The organism is Mucilaginibacter sp. UYP27 (assembly GCF_040547175.1).
GTDB lineage: Bacteria > Bacteroidota > Bacteroidia > Sphingobacteriales > Sphingobacteriaceae > Mucilaginibacter.
Map to the genome: position 1 here is coordinate 745,953 of NZ_JBEPPE010000001.1, position 26,009 is coordinate 771,961.

At 44.9% G+C, this 26,009-nt stretch carries 26 protein-coding genes; 9 read left to right on the plus strand and 17 right to left on the minus strand.

What is annotated here, in order from left to right; translation table 11 throughout:
- Positions 1-45: 45 nt before the first annotated feature.
- Both ABIB39_RS03300 and ABIB39_RS03305 read left to right on the plus strand, forming a co-directional pair.
- Positions 46-1,980 carry a fumarate reductase/succinate dehydrogenase flavoprotein subunit gene (locus tag ABIB39_RS03300; RefSeq protein WP_354427271.1) on the plus strand — a complete coding sequence of 645 codons (1,935 nt, stop codon included), beginning with the start codon at positions 46-48 and terminating at the stop codon, positions 1,978-1,980.
- 81 nt (positions 1,981-2,061) lie between these two features.
- On the plus strand, positions 2,062-2,850 hold the full coding sequence (locus tag ABIB39_RS03305; protein ID WP_502916182.1) for a succinate dehydrogenase/fumarate reductase iron-sulfur subunit: 789 nt from the start codon (positions 2,062-2,064) through the stop codon (positions 2,848-2,850).
- 81 nt (positions 2,851-2,931) lie between these two features.
- Here the strand turns inward: ABIB39_RS03305 and ABIB39_RS03310 are convergent, their stop codons facing one another.
- The 4 genes from ABIB39_RS03310 to ABIB39_RS03325 all read right to left on the minus strand — a co-directional run bounded on the left by ABIB39_RS03310 (position 2,932) and on the right by ABIB39_RS03325 (position 7,627).
- Positions 2,932-3,417 carry a TlpA family protein disulfide reductase gene (locus tag ABIB39_RS03310; protein WP_354427273.1) on the minus strand — a complete coding sequence of 162 codons (486 nt, stop codon included), beginning with the start codon at positions 3,415-3,417 and terminating at the stop codon, positions 2,932-2,934.
- A gap of 24 nt (positions 3,418-3,441) precedes the next feature.
- Entirely contained in the window at positions 3,442-4,458 is a 1,017-nt protein-coding gene (locus ABIB39_RS03315; protein WP_354427275.1) for a Gfo/Idh/MocA family oxidoreductase, read from the minus strand.
- Positions 4,459-4,491: 33 nt separating this feature from the next.
- Positions 4,492-6,933: a zinc-dependent metalloprotease gene (locus ABIB39_RS03320; protein ID WP_354427277.1), complete on the minus strand. Its 2,442-nt coding sequence runs from the start codon at positions 6,931-6,933 to the stop codon at positions 4,492-4,494.
- Positions 6,934-7,045: 112 nt separating this feature from the next.
- On the minus strand, positions 7,046-7,627 hold the full coding sequence (locus ABIB39_RS03325) for a DUF4142 domain-containing protein (RefSeq protein WP_354427279.1): 582 nt from the start codon (positions 7,625-7,627) through the stop codon (positions 7,046-7,048).
- Between the two features lie 142 nt (positions 7,628-7,769).
- Here ABIB39_RS03325 and gcvH point away from each other — a divergent pair, with 142 nt between their 5' ends.
- The 6 genes from gcvH to ABIB39_RS03355 all read left to right on the plus strand — a co-directional run bounded on the left by gcvH (position 7,770) and on the right by ABIB39_RS03355 (position 11,840).
- Positions 7,770-8,150 carry a glycine cleavage system protein GcvH gene (gene gcvH, locus ABIB39_RS03330; protein ID WP_354427281.1) on the plus strand — a complete coding sequence of 127 codons (381 nt, stop codon included), beginning with the start codon at positions 7,770-7,772 and terminating at the stop codon, positions 8,148-8,150.
- 7 nt (positions 8,151-8,157) lie between these two features.
- On the plus strand, positions 8,158-8,553 hold the full coding sequence (locus ABIB39_RS03335; protein ID WP_354427283.1) for a VanZ family protein: 396 nt from the start codon (positions 8,158-8,160) through the stop codon (positions 8,551-8,553).
- Positions 8,540-8,677, plus strand: coding sequence for a hypothetical protein (locus ABIB39_RS03340; protein WP_354427285.1), 138 nt, complete (start codon positions 8,540-8,542; stop codon positions 8,675-8,677). Before ABIB39_RS03335 ends, ABIB39_RS03340 begins: the two co-directional genes overlap by 14 nt.
- Positions 8,678-8,771: 94 nt before the next feature.
- The gene (locus tag ABIB39_RS03345) at positions 8,772-8,987 is read left to right on the plus strand and encodes a FeoA family protein (RefSeq protein ID WP_354427286.1); all 216 of its coding nucleotides are present in this window, start codon (positions 8,772-8,774) and stop codon (positions 8,985-8,987) included.
- Positions 8,988-8,999: 12 nt separating this feature from the next.
- Positions 9,000-11,114: a ferrous iron transport protein B gene (feoB, locus tag ABIB39_RS03350; protein WP_354427288.1), complete on the plus strand. Its 2,115-nt coding sequence runs from the start codon at positions 9,000-9,002 to the stop codon at positions 11,112-11,114.
- A 111-nt stretch (positions 11,115-11,225) separates the two neighbouring features.
- The gene (locus ABIB39_RS03355) at positions 11,226-11,840 is read left to right on the plus strand and encodes a SprT-like domain-containing protein (RefSeq protein ID WP_354427290.1); all 615 of its coding nucleotides are present in this window, start codon (positions 11,226-11,228) and stop codon (positions 11,838-11,840) included.
- A gap of 44 nt (positions 11,841-11,884) precedes the next feature.
- On the opposite strand, the gene ABIB39_RS03360 is transcribed toward ABIB39_RS03355, so the two are convergent.
- On the minus strand, positions 11,885-13,861 hold the full coding sequence (locus ABIB39_RS03360) for an alpha-ketoacid dehydrogenase subunit alpha/beta (RefSeq protein WP_354427292.1): 1,977 nt from the start codon (positions 13,859-13,861) through the stop codon (positions 11,885-11,887).
- A 58-nt stretch (positions 13,862-13,919) separates the two neighbouring features.
- Between ABIB39_RS03360 and ABIB39_RS03365 the strand changes: the two genes are divergently transcribed.
- Complete coding sequence (locus tag ABIB39_RS03365; protein WP_354427294.1) at positions 13,920-14,768, plus strand: DUF4198 domain-containing protein; 849 nt, start codon at positions 13,920-13,922, stop codon at positions 14,766-14,768.
- 4 nt (positions 14,769-14,772) lie between these two features.
- On the opposite strand, the gene ABIB39_RS03370 is transcribed toward ABIB39_RS03365, so the two are convergent.
- From ABIB39_RS03370 to ABIB39_RS03425, 12 genes are all read right to left on the minus strand, one after another.
- A complete protein-coding gene (locus ABIB39_RS03370; RefSeq protein WP_354427296.1) occupies positions 14,773-15,321 on the minus strand; it encodes a dihydrofolate reductase family protein in 549 nt (182 codons plus the stop codon).
- Positions 15,322-15,330: 9 nt separating this feature from the next.
- Positions 15,331-16,713, minus strand: a complete 1,383-nt coding sequence (locus ABIB39_RS03375) for a LutB/LldF family L-lactate oxidation iron-sulfur protein (protein WP_354427298.1) — start codon at positions 16,711-16,713, stop codon at positions 15,331-15,333.
- A gap of 133 nt (positions 16,714-16,846) precedes the next feature.
- Positions 16,847-18,427 carry a M28 family peptidase gene (locus tag ABIB39_RS03380; protein WP_354427300.1) on the minus strand — a complete coding sequence of 527 codons (1,581 nt, stop codon included), beginning with the start codon at positions 18,425-18,427 and terminating at the stop codon, positions 16,847-16,849.
- Positions 18,428-18,457: 30 nt separating this feature from the next.
- Positions 18,458-18,892: a ribose 5-phosphate isomerase B gene (gene rpiB, locus ABIB39_RS03385; RefSeq protein WP_354427301.1), complete on the minus strand. Its 435-nt coding sequence runs from the start codon at positions 18,890-18,892 to the stop codon at positions 18,458-18,460.
- A gap of 235 nt (positions 18,893-19,127) precedes the next feature.
- Complete coding sequence (gene tatC / locus ABIB39_RS03390) at positions 19,128-19,985, minus strand: twin-arginine translocase subunit TatC (protein ID WP_354427303.1); 858 nt, start codon at positions 19,983-19,985, stop codon at positions 19,128-19,130.
- A gap of 71 nt (positions 19,986-20,056) precedes the next feature.
- Positions 20,057-21,391, minus strand: a complete 1,335-nt coding sequence (gene accC / locus ABIB39_RS03395; RefSeq protein WP_354427304.1) for an acetyl-CoA carboxylase biotin carboxylase subunit — start codon at positions 21,389-21,391, stop codon at positions 20,057-20,059.
- Between the two features lie 119 nt (positions 21,392-21,510).
- Positions 21,511-21,984 (minus strand): acetyl-CoA carboxylase biotin carboxyl carrier protein, encoded by a 474-nt coding sequence (gene accB, locus ABIB39_RS03400; RefSeq protein ID WP_354427306.1) that lies wholly within the window; start codon positions 21,982-21,984, stop codon positions 21,511-21,513.
- Between the two features lie 166 nt (positions 21,985-22,150).
- A complete protein-coding gene (locus ABIB39_RS03405; RefSeq protein WP_354427307.1) occupies positions 22,151-23,155 on the minus strand; it encodes a beta-ketoacyl-ACP synthase III in 1,005 nt (334 codons plus the stop codon).
- Positions 23,156-23,166: 11 nt separating this feature from the next.
- Positions 23,167-24,105: a phosphate acyltransferase PlsX gene (plsX, locus tag ABIB39_RS03410; protein ID WP_354427309.1), complete on the minus strand. Its 939-nt coding sequence runs from the start codon at positions 24,103-24,105 to the stop codon at positions 23,167-23,169.
- A 17-nt stretch (positions 24,106-24,122) separates the two neighbouring features.
- On the minus strand, positions 24,123-24,314 hold the full coding sequence (gene rpmF / locus ABIB39_RS03415) for a 50S ribosomal protein L32 (RefSeq protein ID WP_354427311.1): 192 nt from the start codon (positions 24,312-24,314) through the stop codon (positions 24,123-24,125).
- 17 nt (positions 24,315-24,331) lie between these two features.
- Positions 24,332-24,853: a YceD family protein gene (locus ABIB39_RS03420; protein ID WP_354427313.1), complete on the minus strand. Its 522-nt coding sequence runs from the start codon at positions 24,851-24,853 to the stop codon at positions 24,332-24,334.
- Positions 24,854-25,294: 441 nt separating this feature from the next.
- Positions 25,295-25,690 carry a hypothetical protein gene (locus ABIB39_RS03425; RefSeq protein WP_354427315.1) on the minus strand — a complete coding sequence of 132 codons (396 nt, stop codon included), beginning with the start codon at positions 25,688-25,690 and terminating at the stop codon, positions 25,295-25,297.
- Positions 25,691-26,009: the final 319 nt, after the last annotated feature.

The window sequence follows — 26,009 nt, forward strand, 5'->3', positions numbered from 1 at the left end:
TGTTAAAATCTAAAATCGTAATTCTAAAATCGTAAATAAAAAGAAATGAGTTTAGATGCGAAAATTCCGCAAGGCCCATTAGCCGAAAAATGGAGCAAGCATAAATTTAACTTAAAGCTGGTTAACCCTTCCAATAAGCGTAAGTACGATGTTATTGTTGTGGGTACAGGTTTAGCGGGTGCTTCGGCAGCTGCTTCACTTGCCGAGCTTGGTTACAACGTTAAATCGTTCTGCTTTCAGGATAGCCCGCGCCGTGCGCACTCTATCGCTGCACAGGGTGGTATTAACGCTGCAAAAAATTATCAAAACGATGGCGATAGCGTTTATCGCCTCTTCTACGATACCATTAAAGGTGGTGATTACCGCGCCCGCGAAGGCAACGTTTACCGCCTTGCAGAGGTATCGGTAAATATTATTGACCAGTGTGTTGCACAGGGCGTACCATTTGCCCGCGAGTACGGCGGCTTGCTGGATAACCGTTCGTTCGGTGGTTCGCAGGTATCACGTACGTTTTACGCGCGTGGTCAAACAGGCCAGCAACTTTTATTAGGTGCGTACTCGGCATTGAACCGCCAGATTCACCTGGGGAAAGTGAAAATGTACACCCGTACCGAAATGCTTGACGTAATTGTTGTTGACGGCCACGCCAAAGGTATTGTTACCCGTAACTTAAAAACAGGCGAGATAGAAACACACGCGGGCCACGCGGTACTTTTAGCAACGGGCGGTTACGGTAACGTATTCTACTTATCTACCAACGCTATCGGTAGTAACGTAACGGCGGCATGGCGGGCGCACAAACGCGGTGCTTACTTTGCCAACCCTTGTTACACCCAGATCCACCCTACCTGTATCCCGGTTACCGGTGATCACCAGAGTAAGCTTACGCTGATGTCTGAATCGTTACGTAACGATGGCCGCGTTTGGGCGCCAAAAACGGTAGAAACCGCGCAAAAACTGCAAAAGAAAGAGATCACCGCTTCTGAGGTTAAAGAAGAAGACAGGGATTACTTCCTGGAGAGAAAATATCCGTCATTCGGTAACCTTGTACCGCGTGATGTGGCTTCACGTAACGCCAAAGAAATGTCTGACGAGGGCAAAGGTGTAGGCACAACCGGCTTAGCCGTTTACCTTGATTTTGCCGAGGCGATACAACGTTTAGGTGAAGACACCGTGCGTGCCAAATATGGTAACTTATTTGACATGTACCTGCAAATAACTGATGAGAACCCGTACAAGCAGCCGATGCGTATTTACCCGGCGGTACACTATACCATGGGCGGCCTTTGGGTTGATTATAATTTAAGCACAAACGTACCGGGCCTTTACGCCATGGGCGAATGTAACTTTAGCGACCACGGTGCAAACCGCCTTGGTGCATCTGCATTAATGCAGGGTTTATCTGACGGTTATTTCGTTATTCCTTATACCCTTGGTGATTACCTGGCTACCATTGGCCCTAAAAAGGTTGATACAAGCCACCCCGCATTCGAGCAAACTAAAAAAGATGTAATAGCTTACAACAACAAGTTGCTTGCCCTAAAAGGCAATAAAACAGTTGTTGAGTACCACCGTGAACTTGGCCACATTATGTGGGAGTATTGTGGTATGGCACGTACCGAAGAAGGCCTTACCAAAGCAAAAGCCCTTATCAAAGCGTTAAAAGCTGATTTTTGGATTAACGCAATTGTAACCGGCGAAAATGAAGAAGTAAATGCTGCCCTTGAAAGAGCCGGCCGTGTGGCCGATTTCATCGAGCTTGGCGAACTGATGGTTACGGACGCCTTGGCGCGCCGCGAATCGTGTGGCGGCCACTTCCGTTTGGAGTCGCAAACTGAAGAAGGGGAAGCCTTACGCGATGACGAAAACTTCACGTTTGTATCAGCCTGGGAATTTAAAGGCGAAAACGAAGAAGAAGAGCTGCACAAAGAAGAGCTGATTTTTGAAAATGTTAAGTTAACACAACGTAGTTATAAATAGTACTTAGTAGCAAGTATCAAGTATCGAGACAAAATCATGATACTTTATACTAACTACTTGATACTCCAATCTCAAACAAACATGAGTGGACACATGAACCTGACGCTGAAAGTATGGCGCCAAAAAAATACACAAACACCGGGCAAGTTTGTGACTTATAAGGCCGAAAATATTTCGCCGGATATGTCGTTCCTGGAAATGCTTGACGTAGTGAACGAAAGCCTTACCCGCAAGAATGATGAGCCTATTTATTTTGATCATGACTGCCGCGAAGGTATTTGCGGTTCTTGTTCGTTATATATCAACGGCCACCCGCACGGCCCAAAGAGGGCTATTACAACCTGCCAACTGCACATGCGTACCTTTAGCGATGGCGAAACCATTACTATCGAACCTTGGCGTTCGGCCGCGTTCCCGATAGTAAAAGATCTGGCGACAGACCGTTCTGCTTTCGACCGCATCCAACAGGCTGGTGGTTATGTATCGGTAAATACCGGTGGTGTGCCCGATGCCAACATCATCCCTATCCCTAAGGTAATTGCCGATGAGGCTTTCAATTCGGCTACCTGTATTGGTTGTGGCGCCTGCGTTGCTGCATGTAAAAATGCATCGGCTATGCTATTCACATCAGCAAAAATTACCCAGCTTGGTTTATTGCCACAAGGCCAAACAGAGCGTTACAGCCGCGTACAAGCCATGGTTGCCCAAATGGACCAGGAAGGTTTTGGTAACTGTACCAATACCGGCGCCTGCGAAGCAGAATGCCCTAAAGAGATAACCCTGAACAATATTGCGTTCATGAACAACGATTTCTTCAGCGCCAAACTATTCCGCGAAGAACACGCACATGATCACACAAGTGGCGAATAATTTTAGATAACAAGCTCACCATAACAACAAAGCCCGGCTGCATCTGCAACCGGGCTTTGTAATTTAATATCTTTTTGCTTATTATGCTTTTTTTACCGTAGCTATCAACTCTTTCATTTCCGGCGGTTTTTCATACGCCTGTACCAATTTCCCTTTATGGTCATAAATAGCAATATACGGGGTGTGCTGAAGCTTGTAATATTTTTGTACGGTGTAGGTATAACCTTCGGTGCCTAAAGTAAAGTTTGGATACGCGGTCAACCCGTAATCGTTCTGGAAAGTTTTTACCATACGGATATCGCTGAAGGTAACCATCACCACCTGGATGTTTTTAAAGTCCTTCATAAAAGGCTTCATATCGTTAACCAGTTTTTGGCAATGCCCGCAATCTGTAGCAAAGTAGATCAGCATAACCGGCTGGTTCTTTTTCAGGTCGGCAGGGGTGCTGTAAACATCTTTGGTAGTTAAAATTTTATAGGGCGCAATTACAGGGGGAGTTGGAGGAGTTTGCGCATTAGTACAAGCCACTGCAATAAGCAGGGTTAACATTAATAAAATTCTTTTCATTTCTTTTATGGTCATTGGGTGTAATTATGCCTCCAGCAACTCTAATTGCCAGGCAATGTGTTCTTCTGTTATAGGGTATAACGCATTATTACGCATTGTATGATAAACAGCGTCAAATATCTGGCTGTAATCGCCTTTTGCAGATGGTACCAGTTCGGTGCATTTTTGGTTATCAATACCAACAGTGGTTAATTGGCCTTCATTGCCGGCCGGCTCAATGCCGTATGCCGGGTCGGTTGGCATCATGCCTTTATCAAGCTGTGCTTCCTGCACATCGCTTCTGTTTTTAATGAAACTGCCAAGTGTGCCGTTAACCCAAAAGCCTGGGGTTTCACCTGCTATTTGTAAGCCCGATGTTAGGTAAACATTTAGTTGGTTGGGGTAAATTAAATGATAATGGAAATAATCGGGCACTTCAGACCCCTCGCGATACATACCAATAGTTTTGTTGAATGATAATGGTTTGCCAAACAAGGCGATGGTATTATCTACCAAATGCGCGCCAAGGTCATAAACCAGCCCTCCGGCAGGTACGCCTTTAGTTTCTTTAAAAGATTTTACACCGATAGCAGCTTTGTACCTGTCCATACGGAAGGTAACTTCTATCAGGTTACCCAGGCGCCCGCTTTCTATTACTTCTTTGGTAGACAAGAAACCGCTATCGAACCTGCGATTTTGATAAACCATAAGGTGTTTATTGATTTTGCGTGCGGTATCAAAAAGTTTTTTAACTTCTGCTGATGTAGCGGCAGCGGGCTTTTCAAGTAGTACATGTTTACCGGCATTCAGGGCCAGCATGGCGTGCTCAAAGTGCAGGTTGCTTGGCGTGTTTACAATAACCAGTTCTATCTCGTCATCGGCCAATAGCTCATCTATCGAGCCGTAACTTTTTATTTCAGGATAAATTTCAGTGGCTTTTTTATGGGTACGCTCCACAATGGCCTTTAATTTAAAAGCCGGATTGGTGCTGATGAACGGTGCGTGAAAAATGCGGCCGGACATACCGTAGGCCATTAAGCCTGTAACTATTGGTGCTTGCATATATTTGTATGACGCCCTTTTAAGGCGTTTAATTTAATTATCGAAATATTTTTCATCTTCAGTTCCTATGGGCGAACCATCAGGCATTGGCAATGGTGGTTCGGGCTGAAACTTCTCCGGCGCACTTTCAAATAACTTGATCTGCGCCAAGCCAAACATTAAATTTGCCTTTGTGCTACCTATAGTTGTTTTAACAGCATCCTTCATATACCTCTCCAGGTCATTAATTTCCATGAGTGCAATGCCGCGCACGTTATCTGCAGCATTGGTATTGGCTGCTAAAGTTAACAACTTCTTTAGGGTTATATTGTTCACCAAGCGTTGTAATTCACCTTTGTAGCCGGCAGGCTGTGGGGCCTTCCAGGTTTGCGCTATTAGTTTGTTAAAAACAGGGAGCAATCCGGGTTGTGTACTATTACGCGCCTGGTATTCTATTAAACGGGCGGCCCGTTCTGGGTTTAACATAAACGTTAAGGTAGTCCCCGCCGCCGATTCAGCCGCTGCTATCGGATCGAAAGTTACGCCCGTGCGTGCCTTAAAGGTTTCACGTGTGCGCGGGAAGCCTACAGGCCTGGGCGGGATCATCTCTATCAGTTTTTCGGGTAGCGCCAAAGCATCGGGAGTTAACGTTGCCATCAATGCATCAAATGCTTTCCACTGCTCGGTTGGCGATATAAATTTAGTGATGGTTTGCCCGTCGTTTTTTAAAGCAAAAGTATAATATAAGCCACCCAGCACTTTTGAAGTAGCCTCTACCTGGTAACGGTGAAGCAGGTAAATAGGCACTAAAACTTCTTCCATAGTGGCCATTGGTGCATCTTGCCTGATAGCTTTTGCCGAAAAATTATCCAGAATATGTTTACGTAGGATCATCAGCCGGTTTAGTTCATCGGGCGCGTTGTTTCCATTATCCCATAAATGAGCATAGGGGTGCGCCCCGCCGGCTGTGCGGGCGTCATCATCTGATATGAATTGGTAACCTTGTTTAATGGTTTCGGTAACGATGCCTTTTAACGCCTTGTCCTCGTCAACTCCTTTTGCGAAATCCTGGTAGCCATAAAGGATAGCACGTTTATCATAAGGGCCAATTTCGGTTGTGTAAGCTTTACTTAAATCAACGGGGCCGCCGGCATTCAGTGTTACCAAAGGTGGCGGGTAATCCATTACACTGGCCCTGTTATTTGCACTCGCAGTAAAATTATGTTGCAGGCCAAGTGTGTGGCCAACTTCGTGTGCCGCAAGCTGTCGCAAACGGGCAACAGCTAACTTCAGCATTTTATCGCTAACGGGTTTGCCGTCCTCATAGGGTTGCACAAAACCTTCGGCAATTAAAAAGTCCTGCCTGTCGCGTAACGATCCTAATGAAACCTGCCCTTTAATGATCTCGCCGGTACGGGGGTCGGTAATTGATGAGCCGTATGACCAACCCCTTGTAGAGCGGTGGATCCACTGTATGATATTATAGCGCACATCCATTGGGTCGGCACCTTCGGGCAACAGCTTCACCTGGAAAGCATCCTGGTACCCGGCCGCTTCAAAAGCCTGGTTCCACCATGATGCTCCTTCAATTAAAGCGCTGCGCACAGGCTCGGGCGCGCCGCGGTCAACATAATAAACAATGGGTTTAATTGGCTCGCTCATGGCTGCGGCAGGGTCTTTTTTCTCTAAACGGTGGCGCGCCAGGTATCTTTTGGTGATGGGCTCGTCTATTGGTGTAGCGTAGTCCATATACCCGATATTAAAGTAGCCCGAGCGTGGGTCAAACTTCCGGGGCTTGTAATTTGCATCGGGTAGTTTAATAAAAGAGTGGTGCATACGCACGGTAACCGCACCGGCATCGGGTGCTACCGAAGCAATTTCGGGCCCGGTATCTTTACCGGCCAACGTAACAATAGCTTCAAATTCGGAGTTGTCCGGGAAACTTTTTGTATTGGGCAAATAAATAGCAGAGCGGTTTTCATCAGGGCTATAGCTGCCCTGGCCTTTTAACCTTTCGGCTATTTTATGGCTATCGCGAAGCAAAAAGGAAGTAATATCTATCAGCGTTTTATCGCCATCGGCAGCAACGGCGGTAAAGCCGTAAATGGCCGACTGTGCAAACGCTTCTTCCACAGATTTACGCTCATCAGCATTGGTGCTGTTTGCCCTGTAACTATAATTAGGCTGTATCAGTAATACCTTGGGGCCTATTTTAATAAACTTAACTATGCGGCTATCACCTATTTGCCCCCGGTCTAACCCCAAATCGTTTGAGCCAATACCCGATGGCAGGGAATTTACATATAAGAACTCTGTATCAAATTTATCAATCTCCAGATAGATCTTGCCGGTTTTATTATCCCAGTAAAAATTAAAGTAACCGCTGTATTTGGTTAAGCCCTTTACTTTGGCCGGGATATTATCGTCTGTTTTTTGGGCCTTAAGTAGCGGTGAGCAGCATATTAGTAAAAAAACAAGGAGCAGGTTTTTTTTCATAAGGCTAAAGGAAAGTTTGTTAAAACTATTGTTTTTACCGGCCTTATGCAAATTGGCAAATAAAAAAGGGATAGGCTTACGCCCATCCCTTTTCTAAAAAAATAGCCTAAGCTTATTTCATGCTGCTTTGAATCGCTTCAATTTTAGCTAAGTGTGCTTTAACTGTAGGCAATGTTTTAGTTGCAAAGGCCATCAGGTCGGCATCTTTGCAATTTTTAGAAGCATCTTCTAACATCGATGCTACTTTCTTATGCCCGTCAACCATGGCGTCAACGTAAGCTTTATCAAAATCTTTACCTGTTTTAGCAGCAAGATCGGCCGCCATTTTCTGGTGGTCGGCATCCGGTGCAGTTGGTAAAGTAATGTTTTTAGTTTTGGCGATAGCCATTAATTCTTCATTGGCTTTAGTATGGTCCATAACCATCATAGCACCAAACTCTTTAACCTGTGGGTTAACCGCTTTCTCTGAAGCTAATTTACCCGCAGCAACTTCTGCCATGCCAGTGTTAGCAGCATCGGTAGCGAATTTAGAGTCGTTTGCATCTACAGCAATACCTGTAGAACCGTTGGTGGTTGTGTCTTTAACAGCATTTACACTGTCGGCACTTTCTTTACTGTCTTTTGCGGCATTGTTACACGCCTGGAATGATAAGGCTGCAATAGCCACCATTGCCACTAAACTTAATTTTTTCATTTTGTAGATATTTTTAGTTTTTATAGTTAATATTTAACAATTATTACGCCAATTAGTTTTAATTGCTACACTTATAGTTTGTTGATGTTTTAATTGTTATACCTTAAAGTTTTATTATTTTTGGACAGATAAATTAACAGATATGAATTTTCCGGCAGAGTTAAAATACACAAGCGACCATGAGTGGATAAGGGTTGAAGGCGACGAAGCTTACATCGGTATTACCGAGTTTGCACAAGGTGAATTAGGCGATATAGTTTATATCGACATTAACACTGTTGGCCAGGATGTAACTAAAGAGTCTGTTTTTGGTACGGTAGAAGCTGTAAAGACAGTATCTGATCTTTTTATGCCGCTTGATGGTACTATACTTGAAGTTAACAGTAAACTGGATAGCCAGCCCGAATTGGTGAACAGCGACCCTTACGGAGATGGCTGGATGGTGAAAATTAAAATTACCAACGCTGCCGATGCAGATAACCTTTTAGATGCTGACGCGTACAAAGGCGTTATTGGCCACTAAATTTTAAATGAATAATACACTAAAATATTACGGGCCTGCTATTTTGTGGGCCCTCTTTATTTTAATAATATGCGCGTTGCCTCTTGGCAGCGTAGGCGAATCGCCAATATTTTTTGCCGGGTTTGATAAGCTGGTGCATTGCGGTTTGTTTTTTGTGCTTTCGATATTATACTGCGCGGGCAGCATCCGTAAATGGAACACCCGCAGCATCCCGATAGGGATAGCCTTGAAAAACACTGTTGTGCTGATAAGCTATGGCGCATTAATTGAAGTGCTGCAATCACGTGTTTTTACATGGCGCAGCGGCGATTGGAACGACCTTTTAGCCGATACTATTGGTGGGTGTATGGGAGTTTTTGGAGTATTGATAACCAGTAATGCGCTAAATCATGAAAAAAGTTAGATATACCCTCGCAATAGCAACGGTAACTATTTTATTATCATCGTGCGGCATCTTTAAAAAAGATTGTAACTGCCCGCACTTTAGCCACCTGAAACCTTCTGTTAAAAAAGCAGCTAACGCCTAGCGCTTATTCTTTTTAAATTTTACATTCTTCCTGCAAAGTCCTTATTTGGATTTGTTTTAAATAAGCTTACATTTGTGGTCTAATATTTACACACATGACGCTTGAGCAGCTTGGAGTAGGAGAAACCGGAATTGTAAAGGAATTTACCGATCTTGAAATGTCTGTAAAGCTGATGGAAATGGGCTGCCTGCCCGGCGAACCGATAAGGGTATCGCGCATTGCACCACTTGGCGACCCTATCGCTATCCATGTATCGGGCTATCAACTTAGCCTGCGTAAATTTGAAGCATCAACCATTATTTTGCAATAGTATAGCCAGCACTTGAAAGCCGATATCAGAGTAGCGCTTGTAGGAAATCCAAACACCGGTAAATCGACACTCTTTAATGCACTAACCGGGTTAAATCAAAAAATTGGAAATTTTCCGGGGGTTACTGTTGATAAAAAAGTTGGTTACTGCCAACTGCCCGATGGCCGCCATGCCGAAATAATTGACCTTCCCGGTACTTATAGCCTCTACCCTAAGAGCAAGGACGAATCTATCGTGTTTTCTGTACTGGCAGAAAAAGATACTGAGCTAACGCCTGACCTGATCGTTGTTATCCTGGATGCTACTAACCTAAAACGCAACCTGCTGCTTTACACCCAGGTTGCCGACTTGAAGATCCCGGTTATTATTGCCCTGAACATGATTGACCTGTCGAAAAAGGCAAGTATAGATATCGATATTAACCTGTTGGCCCAAAAACTGGGGGTATTGATCATACCCGTATCGGCACGCAAGTTAGAAGGCATCAGCGAACTGAAGAATGCGATATCGTACGCCAATAAATTTGCGCTGCAGCAAGATAGCATCGATGTAAATGCCCTTGCACCGGGTATTATCCAAAGCATCAGCAAAGAGCTTGATACCGATAACCCGTACTTTGCCCTGCAACTGGCGCATCAGCACGAAACCTTAAAGTTTTTAACCCCCGCTCAAAGCAACCGCATTGAAGAACTGGAAAACGAACACGGTTTCCATACCCAAAAGGCCCAGGCCAGCGAAACCATTGCCCGTTACAATTACATAAACGACCTCCTTTACGATACCGTTAAAACGCCCGTTACGGCGCAGGATGAATCGATAAGTAACAAGATAGATAAAGTGCTTACCCACCGGATATTTGGCTTTGTGATATTTATTGGGGTATTGCTGTTCATGTTCCAGTCGATATTTGCATGGTCGGCGTACCCAATGTCGCTGATAGAAGATCTTTTTGTTTGGATGGAGGGCGGATTGCGCCATGTACTTCCTGCCGGGCCACTTACCAGTTTGTTGATAGACGGTGTTGTTGCAGGCTTGAGCGGCGTAATGGTGTTTATCCCGCAAATAGCGATCCTGTTCGCCTTTATATCCATATTGGAAGATACCGGGTACATGTCGCGCGTTACTTTTATGATGGACAAGATCATGCGGAAGGTAGGGCTCAACGGTAAGTCGGTAGTGCCGCTGATAGGTGGCTTTGCCTGCGCCGTACCATCCATCATGAGTACCCGTACCATTGAGAACTGGAAGGACAGGATGATCACCATAATGGTTACGCCATTGGTGGCCTGCTCGGCCCGTTTACCGGTTTATACCTTATTGATAGCGCTTGTGGTACCCAATAAAAATATTTGGTGGATCTTTAACCTGCAGGGCCTTGCCCTAACGGGGATGTACGTACTAAGCCTGGTATCGGCAGTAATAGTAGCTTATGTAATGAAGTTTGTATTAAAGGCCCGCGAACGTGGCTACTTTATTATGGAACTGCCCGTGTACCGTATGCCAAGATGGAATAACGTTTTGTTCAGCATGTATGAGCGTGCAAAAACCTTTGTGCTGGAAGCAGGCAAGGTGATCATCGCCGTATCGGTAATACTTTGGGTGCTGTCATCATACGGCCCCGGCGATCGCTTTAAAAATATCGACCAAAAATACCAACAGCCGCAATACACCAAAACCATGACGCCGGATAGCCTGACTCGTGTTATCTCTACCGAAAAACTGGAAAACTCTTACGCGGGTGTTTTAGGCCACATTATTGAACCCGTTATTAAACCAATCGGTTTCGACTGGAAGATAGGTATAGCGCTGATCACCTCTTTTGCCGCCCGAGAGGTATTTGTAGGCACCATGGCAACCATTTACAGTGTAGATGGCGATGCCGACAGGATAGATTCGGTACAGGATAAGATGCGCAATGCCCGCAACCCCACTACCGGCGGCCCTGTGTTTACCCTTGCCGTAGCCTTTTCGCTAATGATGTTTTACGCCTTTGCCATGCAATGCGCCAGCACCGTAGCCGTTGTGTACCGCGAAACCAAAGACTGGCGCTGGCCCGCCGCCCAGTTCGCTTATATGACGGTGTTAGCCTATGGCGCGGCGTTTTTGGTGTACCATTTGTTGAAATAGGTTTAAAGCCAAAAGTTCAAAGTAAAAAGTTTACAATAGGCAGAAAAAGCTTTGGACTTTCTACTTTAGACTTTCTACTCTAAACCCTTATCTTTGATACAGAGGTAAAAATTGGATAAAGTAAAAGTATTAGAGCAGTATCTTCCGCCGCATGCCGCCCCGCTTATTGGCCGCTGGATAGATTACTTTAAATGTGAATTTAAGATTTCGCGCAATCGGGGCACCAAGTTTGGCGACTATCGCGCGCCCTATGATGGCAAAGGCCACCGCATATCCGTTAACTTCGACCTTAACCCCTACGCTTTTCTGGTGACCACCGTACACGAGTTTGCACACCTGCATACCTGGAACGAGCATAAGCAAAAAGCCAAACCACACGGCACCGAGTGGAAGAATAACTTTAAAAAAATGATGCAGCCTTTCTTCGAGAAAGATGTGTTCCCGCCGGATGTAAAGCAGGCTATAACCAGTTATCTTAACAACCCCGCGGCATCCAGCTGTTCAGACCTTACGCTGTACCGCTCCCTGCGCAAATACGACCCGCCAAAAGAATCTGTTCATACGGTAGAGAAACTGCCGTTAAAGGCAATATTTAAGCTCAAGGACGGCCGCGTGTTCCGCAAGGAAGAGAAACTGCGCAAACGATATAAATGTGTAGAGATAAGCACGCGCAAGGTTTATTTGTTTAGCCCTGTAGCTGAGGTGGAGGTGATGGAGGAGGGTTAGACATTACGCTACATTTTTCAACCCGTCTGAGGAATCGGGATTACCTAAAATTTCAACAAAGTATCCATCACCTCTTCCAGCCTTGCTTTGGCCATAAACTGGTCTTCGAGGGCTTTGTTCATGGGGATGGCGGTATCCAGACTGGCACAACGCATCACGGGCGCATCCAGGTGCTTAAAGCAATGCTCGCCTATGTAGGCCGCAATTTCGCCGCCAAAGCCACTGGTGAGGGTATCTTCATGCAATACCAGCACTTTGGATGTTTTCTTTACCGTTTTGATCACCGCATCTTTATCCCATGGCTGCAGGCTGCGCAGATCAAGGATCTCGATGGATCTGTCGGGGTGAATATCGGCGTATTCAATCGCCCAGTGCACACCCATACCAAAGGTGATAATGCTGGCTTTTGTGCCTTCGCGTACTATTCGGGCCTTCCCAATTTCTACATAATAATCATCATCGGGCACGTTGCCACTCATGCTGCGGTACAGGTTTTTATGTTCGAAATAAATAACCGGGTTAGGATCGTCTATCGCCGACATCAGTAAACCCTTTGCATCGTCCGGGAAGGCAGGGTAAACCACTTTCAACCCCGGCGTTTTGGTAAACCAGGCCTCGTTAGTTTGCGAGTGGAATGGGCCCGCGCCGCTGCCACCACCTGCCGGCATACGGATCACTACATCAACCGTTTGGCCCCAGCGGTAGTACGTTTTGGCAAGGTTGTTTACGATCTGGTTAAAGCTGCAGGTAACAAAATCGGCAAACTGCATCTCCACAATAGATTTATAGCCATTGATGGCCAACCCCATCGCCGTACCCACAATGCCCGATTCGCAAATGGGCGTATTGCGTACGCGTTCTTTACCAAATTCTTCTAAAAAACCCTGCGTAATTTTGAATGCACCGCCATATTCTGCAATATCCTGGCCCATTATCACCATATTTTGATGCATGCGCATACTTTGGCGCAGGCCATCGCTTATGGCATCAATATAGCGCTTGTTGGTGCTAACTTCAGATACCAAATGCTGCTGAGGATTGAACATGCGGTACATCGCCTGCTCTTCGGTTTGTACGTGCGGTATTATATCGGGTTCGCTGAAAACCTTTTCAACTTCGGCGTCGATCAGCGTTGTAAACTCTTTTTTCAAATAAGGCACCCACTCCGGGCGCAGCACACCTTCATCAAGCAGGTATTTCTCAAAATTATCCAACGGGTCTTTCTGCTTCCACTCGTCAAATAACTCCTGCGGTACGTATTTGGTGCCCGATGCCTCCTCGTGCCCACGCATCCTGAAGGTCATACACTCTATGAGTACCGGTCTTGGCTTCTCGCGCATCTCTGCGGCAAGTTCGCTTATGGTGTGGTAAACTTCCAGTACATTATTGCCATCAATTTTGCGGCCTTCCATACCGTAGCCAATAGCTTTGTCTACTATGGATGCACAACGGTATTGCTCGTTTGTAGGGGTGCTTAGGCCGTAGCCATTATTTTCTACCAAAAATATCACCGGCAAGTCCCAAACGGCGGCAATATTTAGCGCCTCATGGAAATCACCTTCGCTGGTGGCGCCTTCGCCGGTATACACCAGGGTAACTTTTTTATTGTTCTTTAATTTATCTGCAAGGGCGATACCATCTGCCAGGGCCAGTTGCGGGCCAAGGTGCGATATCATCCCGATGATCTTAAACTCTTGTGTGCCGAAATGGAAGGAGCGGTCGCGGCCGTTTGTAAAGCCGGATGCTTTACCCTGCCACTGGGCCATTAAGCGCGAAATTGGGATATTGCGGGTAGTAAATACACCCAGGTTGCGGTGCATGGGCAGGATATATTCTTCGGGATTTAACGCCATGGTGCTGCCTACGGATATGGCTTCCTGGCCTATGCCCGAGAACCATTTGCCAATACGGCCCTGCCTCAGCAGAATTAACATCTTCTCTTCGACCAGGCGAGGCAATAACAGTTTCTTATAAAACGTTATCAAACCATCGTTATCTATCTTTTTCCGGTCAAATGTCATCCGGTAAAGCTAAGAAGTTTTTAAAACTTTGTATGTTTGAGCAATCCATCTTTTCGCTATGAAGCACTTGTACGTCAAATTCCTTGTAATGTTTGCGTTTTTAGGTTTGGTATCTTTTATACCAGATCATTTTTTGATGCCCGAAAACTTTTACCTGCACAAAGGCGATAAGTTTAATCTGCATTTATTATCAGGCGAAAACCTGGTGAAAGAACGCGAAGTGCCATACGCTGCCAAGCAGACAACCAAGTTTATCATCTACGAAGGGTCCAAAAAAACAGACCTGGCGCCCCTTACCAAGAATGACGCGACGCCAATATTGAATTATGGCATCCAAAACAGCGGCCTGGTACTGGTACAGATGAACAGCAACGAGTTGAACGAGATACCCCGCGAAGATTTCCTGCCGTACCTTACAGAACAAGGGTATGATGAAATTGCCGATAAGCTTAAAAACAGCAACGCCTTAAACTTTACTGAAAAATATAACCGCTACCTAAAAACGCTTATTACCGTTGATGACCCGAGTGGTAACGCTTACGAAAAGGTGTTGAATGATGATTTTGAGATCATCCTGAAAAAGAACCCGTACAAGCTAAATTATGGTGATGATATTACCGCGCTGGTAAACTTTAAAGGCAAGCCCTTTACCGGGCAGGTGATGCTTTACATTAAAACAGAATCGGGCAATGTGTACCCGCAAAAACTGGCGAGCGATGCAGCCGGCAAAGTTTACTTTAGCGTTAGCCGCGAAGGGATCTACCTGTTAAGGGCTACCAAGTTTGAGGCATCTAAAGGTAAAGAAGCGGATTATGAATCGTGGGTTGCCAGCTACACCTTCTCGTTCAGCAACCGTAACGATGCGCCTAATACTTATAAAGAGTTTGGGTTTGGGGATAAGCACTAATTAGTTATCCTAAAAACTGAAGCTTCTCCGGGTCAAACCAGGGCATTAGCTCGTAGCGGACCTGCAGCAGGCCGGTATCGTATGCTTTTTGGTTGACGAAGCTAAGGCCTACGCGGCTTTCAATATCTTTAAACAGGGGTTTGCCTCCGCCTAAAATAACGGGGTGGATAGATAGGATCACTTCGCTCACCAGCCGTTTATTCATAAAGGCAGACACCAACTCGGCACCACCAAACAGCCAAATATCGCCGCCATCTTCATTTACAATATCCTCAACAGCCCTACTGTAATTAGCAGACGGGATAACTTTAAATGTTTCGCCGGGCCGGGGCTCAATCGTGTTAGAGAACACGTAGATATCTTTCACCGGGAACATCCCTGCATCCGCACGGATCATCTCAAAACTTTTGCGGCCTATAAACACGGCATCGGTATGGCTAAAAAACTCTTCCATACCATAATCCTGGTCGGTAAGGCACCAGTCGTATTCGCCATTGGGGCCTTCAATAAAACCATCAAGGCTCATAGCCAGGTTTAAAATTACTTTACGCATAAGGGGTTGTTATTCGGGGCGGTGCCCGTCCTGCCATTGCTGGCTAAATGACTTTTGAGCTACTTCGGGCATTTCGCGTTGGTTGCCCCATGGTTTTTTGAAGAACATGCGCATCAAACGGTTCTTGGTTTTGCCGCCAAAAAAGTCGGTAAAGCTACGTTTCAGCATGCCTTTTGTCCAGATGTTCCAGCCCCATTTTTCTTTGGTGGCAACAAGCCCTTCTTTCACCGCATCGCGGCGGTTAAGCAGCAGCATTTTATGTATGTCGATCTTTACCGGGCAAACCTCGGTACATTTGCCGCACAGGGTAGATGCATAGCTGAGGTGCTTAAACTCCTGCATGCCGCGCATGTGCGGGGTTATTATAGAGCCTATGGGGCCGCCATAAGTAGTGTCGTAAGTATGACCGCCAATATTCTGGAAAACCGGGCATACGTTAAGGCAGGCACCACAGCGGATGCAATATAAAGCCTGGCGTTGCTCTTTTTGGGCAAGCAAGTTGGTGCGGCCGTTATCAAGCAATACCACATACATTTCTTCGGGGCCGTCGGTTTCGTTTGGTTGGCGGGGGCCGCTAAGTATGGTGTTGTACACCGTCAGGTTTTGCCCCGTACCATGGGTGGACAACATTGGCCAAAACACATCCAGGTCTGTTATGGATGGTATCACTTTTTCAATACCAACAACCGCTATATGAATTTTGGGGAAAGAAGTGGTTAGCCTTGCATTGCCCTCGTTTTCGGTAATGGCGATGCTGCCTGTATCGGCAACGATAAAATTGGCACCGGTAATGCCTACATCGGCTTGCAAATATTTTTCCCGCAGTAGTTCGCGGGCCTTTTGGGTAAGTTGTTCAGCGGTAATACCCAGCGGGGTCCCAAACTTTTCGTTAAACAGTTTGGCTATGTCTGCTAAAGAGAGGTGCATGGCCGGGGTAACCATATGATAGGGTTTTTGGCCCAAGAGCTGAATAATGTATTCGCCCAGGTCGCTCTCTAACGATTCGATGTTGTTCTTCTCCAAAAACTCGTTGAGGTGGATCTCCTCGGTAGCCATCGATTTTGATTTGATGACGGTTTTAGCCCCTGCTTTTTGAATGATGTTCAGGATCTCGCGGTTGGCCTCTTCGGCATCGTTTGCCCAGATCACTTTGCCGCCACGTTTCAGGAAATTGGATTCAAACTCGGGCAAAAATTTGTCTAGGTTCTCCATCACTTTCCACTTAATGGTATGTGCTTTCTTTTTTGTGTTATCGAGGTTTATCATCCGCGATAAGCCCTTATCAAACGCGGCATCGTACTTATCAATACTTTTATTGATAATGGCACGGTGTCCCGGCTCGAACGCCTTTTCTTGCGAGGCTACCAAAAAATCTTCGGCGGTGTTTCCCATTTATACGAAAGTAAACAAAGCGATCAAGAGTTTTAATATTGTGTTAAAATAGTGTTTTAACCCCCGCAATTATATTATACAAACAATAAAAGCGGCTTTATGGGCCGCTTTTATTGTTTGTAACAGTACGATATTATTTTGCCGGGGTAACCGGTTTTTTATCAACAACAGGGCGGGCATCGCGGTTAGCTAATTCCCAGCCGGTGTAAAATGCAAGCTGCGCACGTTTAACCAATAGCGGGAAATTGATTTTGCTCACTTCGTCGCCAAGGCCGTGGTAGTCGGCATGTACACCGTTAAAGTAAAATATGATTGGGACACCGTATTTAGCAAAGTTATAATGATCTGAACGATAGTAGAAACGGTTAGGATCGTTGGCATCATCGTACTTGTAATCCAATTTCATTTTGGTGTAGTTGTTATTAGCAGCCTCGCCAATGTTATGCAAGTCGGTGCTTAGCATAGCCGAACCGATAGAATACACATAGTTAGCAGAATCTGGTTTGCCAATATACTCTTCGCCAACGCGGCCTATCATATCAATGTTTAGATCGGCAATAGTATTAGCCAACGGATAAACCGGATGATCTGTGTACCATTCAGAACCTAACAGTCCTTTTTCTTCGCCAACGTTACCTAAGAACAGTACGCTGCGGCGGGGGCCTTTACCATCTTTTTGTGCTTTAGAGAACGCACGTGCAATTTCTAAGATCCCGGTAGTACCGGAACCATCATCATCAGCACCGTTGTTTACTTTATCCTTAGCGTTTGGATCGGAGTTTAAGCCGATGTGATCGTAATGTGCAGAGAATACCAATACTTCACTTTTAAGTTTAGGGTCGTTGCCCGGTAAAAAACCTAAAACGTCAACAGCCTTAACATCTTTAGCGGTAGCGCTGATAGTGACGCCGGCAGTAGCTTTTAAAGTTTGTGTTTGTTTTGCGGTTTTAGCAGCTTCTTTAAGTTCGGCAAATGTTTTACCGCTTGCTTTTAAAGCAGCATCAGCAAGAGGGCCGTTTACAATAAACAATGGGGCTGCAGTGTTTTTAGTTGCCTCAGCACCGTCTTTCTTAATTGATATCTGGCCACCGCCGCTTGGGTTTACCCCTTTAAAACGTGCAAGTACAGTTGCAACACCTTCGTTAGCCGCTAATATTAATAACGGTTTTTTGTCTTGCATTGCTTTTACAATCGCCCTGCGGCCTTCTGTCATGCGGTAGCTTGTATTTGGTGTTTTACCCGCTTCCGGTTTGTCTTCATTTATCCAAAGCACAACTTTACCGGTGATATCAACACCCGCAAGTTCATCAGCAGTACCAAAACCAACAAATACAATCTCGGCGGCGTTTACATTCGCATCGGTAGAACCCTGGTAAACAAAATCTTTCCAGTTAGCAAAAGCTTGTCCATTTATAGTTAAAGGGCTAACGTTAACCGTATTCTCGGTTAAAGGCACATCTAAAAAGTATGACCCTTTTACAGGAGCCTGCAGGCCTAATCTTTTAAATTCGGCAGCAATGTAGTTCGCGGCTTTTTCGGCACCGGGTTTGCCGGTTTCGCGGCCTTCAAACTCGTCTGATGCCAGGATGCTCAGGTGCTTTTTGGCATCGGTTGCGTTAATGATGTTACCGTACTTAAGCGCGGTAGGATTTTGCTGGGCACAGGCAGTTGCCGAAAAGGCGATGCCGGTGATCCATAGAGAAAGTTTCTTCATTTGTTTTTGGTAATGGGGTCAGTTTATTAGTTAGCAGCCAATTTTATTAACGCGGGTGGCATGGCGCCCGCCTTCAAATTCTTCCGTTAAAAAGATCTCAATTATTTGTTTAGCCTCGTCGATTGTAACATGGCGGGCGGGGATACAAAGTACGTTAGCATCGTTGTGGGTACGGGCGGGGATGGCAACTTCGGGTTTCCAGCACAATGCCGCGCGGATGCCCTGATGTTTATTAGCCGTCATGGCTACACCGTTGGCGCTGCCGCAAAGCAGGAAACCAAAGTCGGCCTCGCCTTTTTCAACAGCAGTGGCAACCAGGTGGGCAAAATCGGGGTAATCGGCAGATTCTGTAGAATAGGTGCCAAAATCTTTAAAGGTGATATCATCAAACATCCCCATTATGGCCTGCTTGTAATCAAAACCTGCGTGGTCGGCACCAATAGCTATCGTTAACCCTTTTTTCATCAGCTCAAATTTAAAATTTAATTGTGTTGCCGAAGGTAAAGATTTTGTTAGAATTGAGGACGAGCAGAAGCAATATCGAATAAAGAATTTTGAATTTCAAAGATGGAAGAGTGCTGATCACTTGAAATTTTGTCAGAAAGAAATAAACGGCGTACCGGATTTAAAAAGGGAATGATGAATATCCTATTTCGGTGTTCAAAATAGGATATTCATCATTCAATATTATTTTAAGAAATTATAGCGCTGCTTCGCGTGCCCTTTTACGTTTTTCTACCACTCCAGCCACCAGGATACCTACTTCGTATAAGATAAACAGCGGTATGCTTACAATAGTCATGGTAAGCATATCCGGCGTTGGGGTAACAACAGCAGCCACTATAAGAATCACCACAACTGCATATCGGCGCGTTTCCCGCATGAATTTTTGGGTAAGCACTCCTAATGAAGACAATACATAAACCAGTATAGGCAATTCAAAAACAATACCTGTTGCCAATGTTAAGGTAGCTACTGACGACAAATAAGAATCAACAGTAAACAAGTTTTGAATTTTTGAACTTACAGTAAAACCCGATAAGAAATTGATAGACTCCGGGGTTATAATAAAGTAACCGAAAAGCACACCCAATATAAATAATCCGGTTGCATACATAACAAAGCCACTTGCTGCCTTACGTTCTTTTTCATGCAAAGCTGGCTTAATAAATCGCCAAATTTCCCAAAGTAAGTACGGGAAACCAGCAGTGATGCCTATTAACAATGCCGAATTGATCTCCAGCGTAAATTGCCCGGCCATTTCGGTATTAATAAGTTGTACGTTTATTTTATTGATACAAAACCCATCACGGTGCAGGTAGTCGCCAAGGTTACAAAGCATACGATATGTCCAAAAACTTGGCCTTGATGGACCCATGATAATGGTATCGAATATAAAGTCGTAAAAATAGAAGGCCGCGCAGGTGAATATAACGATAGCAATTGCCGCACGCACCAAATGCCAGCGAAGGGCCTCGAGGTGATCAAAGAACGACATTTCGGCCTCCATGGTCTGGCCTTTTTCTTTTATTGCTTGTATCAGTTTGTTATCGCTCATTACCTTATTTCAGCACTATTAACGCCGGAAACCTAATTACGTTGTATTAACCCGTTAAGATTGTATAAATATTAATATTCGAACGTTTCCATGAATTTGGTGGTGAAATTACCCGCGCGGAAGTTAGGGTCCTGCAGTAATTTTAAATGGAAAGGTATAGTAGTTTTAACCCCCTCTATAACAAATTCGCTTAGCGCACGCTCCATAGTTGCCAAAGCCTCATCGCGGGTTTGGGCCATACAGATCACCTTGGCTATCATCGAATCGTAATTTGGCGGGATAACATAACCACTGTAAACATGCGTATCCACACGTACACCATGGCCACCCGGCGAATGGAAGTTTGTTATTTTACCCGGTGAAGGGCGGAAGTTGTTTGCAGGATCTTCGGCATTGATACGGCATTCAATGGCGTGCATTGTTGGCTCGTAGTTTTTGCCCGATATCGGGATGCCTGCTGCTACTTTAATTTGTTCTTTTATCAGGTCGAAGTTGATCACCTCTTCGGTAACCGGGTGCTCTACCTGGATCCGGGTGTTCATTTCCATAAAGTAGAAGTTGCGGTCTTTATCAACCAAAAACTCTACCGTACCGGCACCCTCATATTTTACGGCTTTTGCACCTTTAATAGCAGCCTCACCCATTTTTTTACGAAGCTTATCTGTCATAAAAGGTGATGGTGCTTCTTCTACCAGTTTCTGGTGGCGGCGCTGTATAGAACAATCACGTTCGGAGAGGTGGCAAACTTTACCGTACTGATCGCCAACTACCTGTATCTCTATGTGGCGTGGGTCCTGTACGTATTTCTCCAGGTATAAGCCATCGTTACCAAAGGCTGCGCCAGATTCGGCACGTGCGCTATCCCAGGCGTTCTCAAACTCTTCGTCTTTCCAAACAATGCGCATACCGCGGCCACCACCACCGGCAGTTGCTTTAAGTATAATGGGGTAACCTATTTTATTGGCTATTACAATGCCTTGTTTAACACTATCCAATAAACCTTCGGAGCCCGGTACAATGGGTACGCCGGCTTTTTTCATGGTTTCTTTGGCAGAAGCCTTATCGCCCATGCGGTTGATCTGGTCTGCAGTGGCACCAATAAATTTGATCCCGTACTCGGCACAAATGGCAGAGAACTTTGCGTTCTCGGATAAAAAGCCATATCCCGGGTGTATCGCGTCGGCATTTGTTAATTCGGCAGCCGATATAATGTTGGGGATATTAAGGTAAGAGTCGCGGCTTGCAGGGGGGCCAATACAAACAGCCTCATCTGCAAAACGCACATGCAGGCTATCACGATCGGCGGTGGAGTATACAGCTATGGTTTTAATGCCCATCTCTTTACAGGTGCGAATAATTCGCAGGGCAATTTCACCTCGGTTAGCTATTAATATTTTTTTAAACATGATTCTAATTTGAAAATTTGAAAATGTGTTTATTTGAAAATTTCTTTAATCTTCAAAGTATAAAGCTCATTAATTTGAAGCTGACATTATCAAATCTTCAAATTAATCAATTTTCAAATTTACTTAGGTTCTACTAAAAATAAAGGCTGGTCGTATTCTACCGGTGATGCGTTATCAACCAGGATCTTAACAATACGGCCTGATACTTCAGATTCGATCTCGTTAAATAATTTCATCGCTTCGATGATGCAAAGGATACTGCCGGTGTTTATTTCATCGCCCACGTTAACAAACAATGGTTTATCCGGTGATGATGAACGGTAGAAGGTACCAATCATTGGCGACCTTACGGTGATCAGGTTGGAGGTATCGGCAACCGGTGCGGCTTCGGCAGCCGGTGCTGCAGCAGGCAGGCTTGGTTGTGGCGCGGCGGCCGCAGCAAGTGGCTGTGCTACAGGTACAGAAGCGTTTACATAAGTAGGTGCTTCGTTGGTTTTTATGGTGATCTTAAAATTTTCCTGCTCGATCGATACTTCGTTCACGCCCGATTTTGAGACAAAGCGTATTAGATCCTGAATCTGTTTAATATCCATAATAAGCGATAATTGGTCTTGGATAAAAGTATTTATAAATATGCAAATGTGCAGATGTGCAAAGATGCAGATGATTTAAAATGAATTAGTTGTTTAACACGTACAATTTTAAGATGTTTTAATTAAAAATCTGCATATCTGCACATTTAAAATCTGCACAGCTTAATTAAGCTTCTTTTTTATCGTAAGCCCATTTCAAATAGATAGAGCCCCAGGTAAACCCGCCGCCAAAGGCCGCTAAAATAAGGTTATCCCCTTTTTTGAATTTGTCTTCCCACTCCCACAAACATAGCGGAATTGTGCCGTTTGTGGTGTTGCCGTAACGCTGTATGTTTACAATAACCTTATCAGACGTGATGCCGGTGCGGTTTGCGGTAGCATCAATAATGCGTTTGTTGGCCTGGTGTGGTACCAGCCATGCAATATCATCGGCGGTAAGGTTGTTGCGGTCCATTACTTCGGCGGCAACTTCGGCCATGTTGGTAACGGCAAATTTAAATACCGCCTGGCCTTCCTGGTAAGCGTAATGTTCTTTGTTCGCGACAGTTTCATGCGATGCAGGGCTAACCGAACCACCCGACTTTTGAAACAACAGGTGCGAACCCGCGCCGTCGCTTTTAAGTACCGAATCCATAATGCCATAACCTTCGGTATTGGGCTCTAAAAGTGCGCAACCGCAGCCATCGCCAAATATGATACAGGTGGCACGGTCTTCATAGTTGATTATCGACGACATTTTATCGCCGCCCACTACCAATACTTTAGTATGCTTGCCACTCTCGATAAACTGCGACCCGGTAGCTAAGCCGAACAAAAAGCCCGAGCAAGCCGCCTGCAGATCGTATCCCCAGGCATTTTTAGCGCCAATTTTGTGTGCAAGAATGTTTGCCGTAGCAGGGAAGGGAAGATCGGGTGTGGTGGTGCAAAAAATGATCAGGTCTATCTCCTCGGCACTGATGCCACGCTTTTTAAGCAGGCCTTCTACAGCCGGTACGGCCATATCTGATGTGCCAAGGCCTTCACCTTTTAATATCCTGCGCTCTTTGATCCCGGTACGACTCATTATCCATTCGTCGTTGGTATCTACCATTGTCTCCAGCTCCTGATTGGTTAAGATGTACTCGGGTACGTAACCATTTACAGCGGTAATAGCAGCATGAATTTTGCTCATTCTATATTTTTTTACTGAAAAGCCAGTTTAATTTTGTCTATAAGATTGGTCTCGATCATATTTCTTGAAAGCAGCACCATGTTCTTGATAGCCTCGGGGCTTGATATGCCATGGCCAACAACAACAGGGGCATTAACACCAAGTATAGGGCTCCCGCCGTATTGCTCGTAGTTAAAGCGGTCAAAAAATTCGTCTTTTAATCTTTTCTTAAGGGTAATAACGTAAAAAGATTCGGCAAGTTTAAGAATCACGTTGCCAGTAAAACCGTCGCAAACAACAACATCGTTATTGTCTTCAAAAAGGTCGCGCCCTTCAATATTACCAACAAAGTTAAACAGTTTGGTATCTTTCATTAAAGGATACGTAGCCAGCGACAGCATATTGCCTTTTTCCTCTTCTTCGCCGATATTCATCAGCGCTACACGCGGGTTAGGGATGCCGTAAATGCTTTCGGCAAGCAGGCTGCCTAAAACACCAAACTGCACAAGCATATCTGGCTTGCAATCTGCATTGGCGCCAACATCCAAAATAATACCCAAACCGCCTTTAAGTTTGGGTACAATGGTTGTCATGGCCGGCCGCAAAACACCGGGGATGGTTTTTACGCTGAACATACTGCCCACCAACATAGCACCGGTATTACCTGCCGATGAGAACGCCTGTATGGCACCCTCTTTCAACAACTTAAAACCAATGGCAATGCTGCTATCGGGTTTCTGAACAATGGCCTTTGTAGGGTGTTCGCCCATGCCAATAACTTCGGTTGTGTGTACAAATTCGAAGTTATCGGGGCTAAAATTATTTTCCTGAAGAATACCGAGGGCTACTTCCTTGTCGCCAATAAGCACAAGCTTTTGCCCGGCAGTTAAAACTTTATAAGCTTCAATTGCCCCTAAAACTGCTGCCTTGGGGGCGTAATCACCGCCCATAATATCTAAGCCAATCTTCATTTTCAGAAAATTTAAACTTAAGCTGCTACTGCCTTCTCGATAAGGATTTTGCCGTTGAAGTAAACATTACCATCAACAGTGTAAGCGCGGTGAGGGATGTGTACCGCACCGGTAGTTTGGCAAGTAGTTAAAGTAGGCAATACTGCTTTGTAGTGCGTTCTGCGTTTATCTCTTCTTGATTTTGAAATTTTCCGTTTTGGGTGTGCCATAACTTTTTGTTATTATATTATTTTAATTTTTTAAGAGCTTCCCATCTCGGGTCCGTGCTCTCGGTTTGTTCATCATTAGTGGCAAGCTTATCTAAATTTGCCAGCATTTCCTCGTCACATTGTTTCCCGTCGCCCTGGTTGCTGCAAAGTGCAATAAACGGAAGGCCTACGTTAACATATTCATATATCAGCCCGGCAACGTCAATCTCATGATCGTTTTTGCCGAGGGTAATTATCTCGTCGTCTTCGCCCATTTCCTCTTCGGTGAAGCGGGCAATCTGCTGCTCGTGTATATCCACAGGTTGCAGGTAATCGGCCAGGCACCTGTCGCAGGTGGCGTTAACCGTACCGGTGATGTCAAAGTTAAGGATCAGCATTGTTTCCTGCTTGTCCAGTTCCAGCTTGCAAAACAAGTTGGCTTTTTTAACCAGCGAATACTCAAACTCTGCAAAAAAGGCATCGTTTATTTCGTATTCAAAATAATGCTTGCCCAGCTTAAGGCCGGTAAAAGGTATTGAATATGTCTTTAGCGATTTCAATGAGCAACAATTAGCCCGCAAATGTAGGTAAATTTTCCATAACCGGAAAGTGTTTTTTTTAATTGGTTTTAGGGTTATTAACAGGGGTACGATGTGGCGGGATTTGTGGTGCGGGGAGCGGGTGGATTGGTGCGGGGAGTGGGGTGTGAAGTGCGGGTGTATTGTGGTCAATTCCCCTCTTGAGAGGGGTTAGGGGTGTGTTAGTGGATGTGATATTATGGCGTTGCCTGCGGCCCGGGCTTTACGCTCATACGCCTGCAGGCCTTAGGCGCAAGGCCGGTAAACGTTGCAATCTGGTTTAGGGCTAAATGGGTAGATATGGCAAAGGTGGCAGGCCTGCATCGACAATGGTCATGGTGAGCCTGTCCAACCACTTAAAAAGCGCACATCATTCGATCATTGAAACGATTTAAAATACCAAGAAACTTTTACCTATTTATCTTACAGGCCACCATGAAATGTTTTGTAGTATTTATAACCTCCTTTTGAATCAGCTATAAATATTTTTAGTTGCAAGCTGTTTGCCTTTTTTTCGATCCGATCTCCTATTTTAATGTTTTTTTCCAATTCATCGGCATCTATATGAAATGAACCACTGTAGAAGTAATTATTATAACCGATTTTAAAAATCTCATTAAATTTAAATCTAAATTGATTCACTTTGGTCCCTTGCTCGAAATAAACGACATAACCAGATTTGAATTTTACCAATTCGGTTATTCGTGCATTAATAGGTTCATTAGAGAGCCTTCTATCGTATAAAATACTGCCTAATCCAAAATATAGGAATCCCAAGGAAATAAGACCGTATACGAAAATTGTGCTTGCTTTTTTCATCTATAATGTTGCTATTTAATTGCGTCAGATTTAATCAAACGTCCTGAACCGGTATGGTATTGAAACCGGTTATACGAAGCGGTTCCTTTTACATTTGTGCCACTAACACCAACCTCAAGACCTATCCCACCACTGATTCCAACTGTATGAAACCCTAAACCACCACTCGGGGTATATTTATAAAGCGCGTAATGCCTTTTGGCATATGAGCGGAAACGGAGCTGAGATAATCTAAACGCAGTACAAAACGTTTTCAAATCCTCTCATTACATCCCGTCTTCCATAAATAAGTTAACCTATGGCCGTCGGGGTCTGCAAA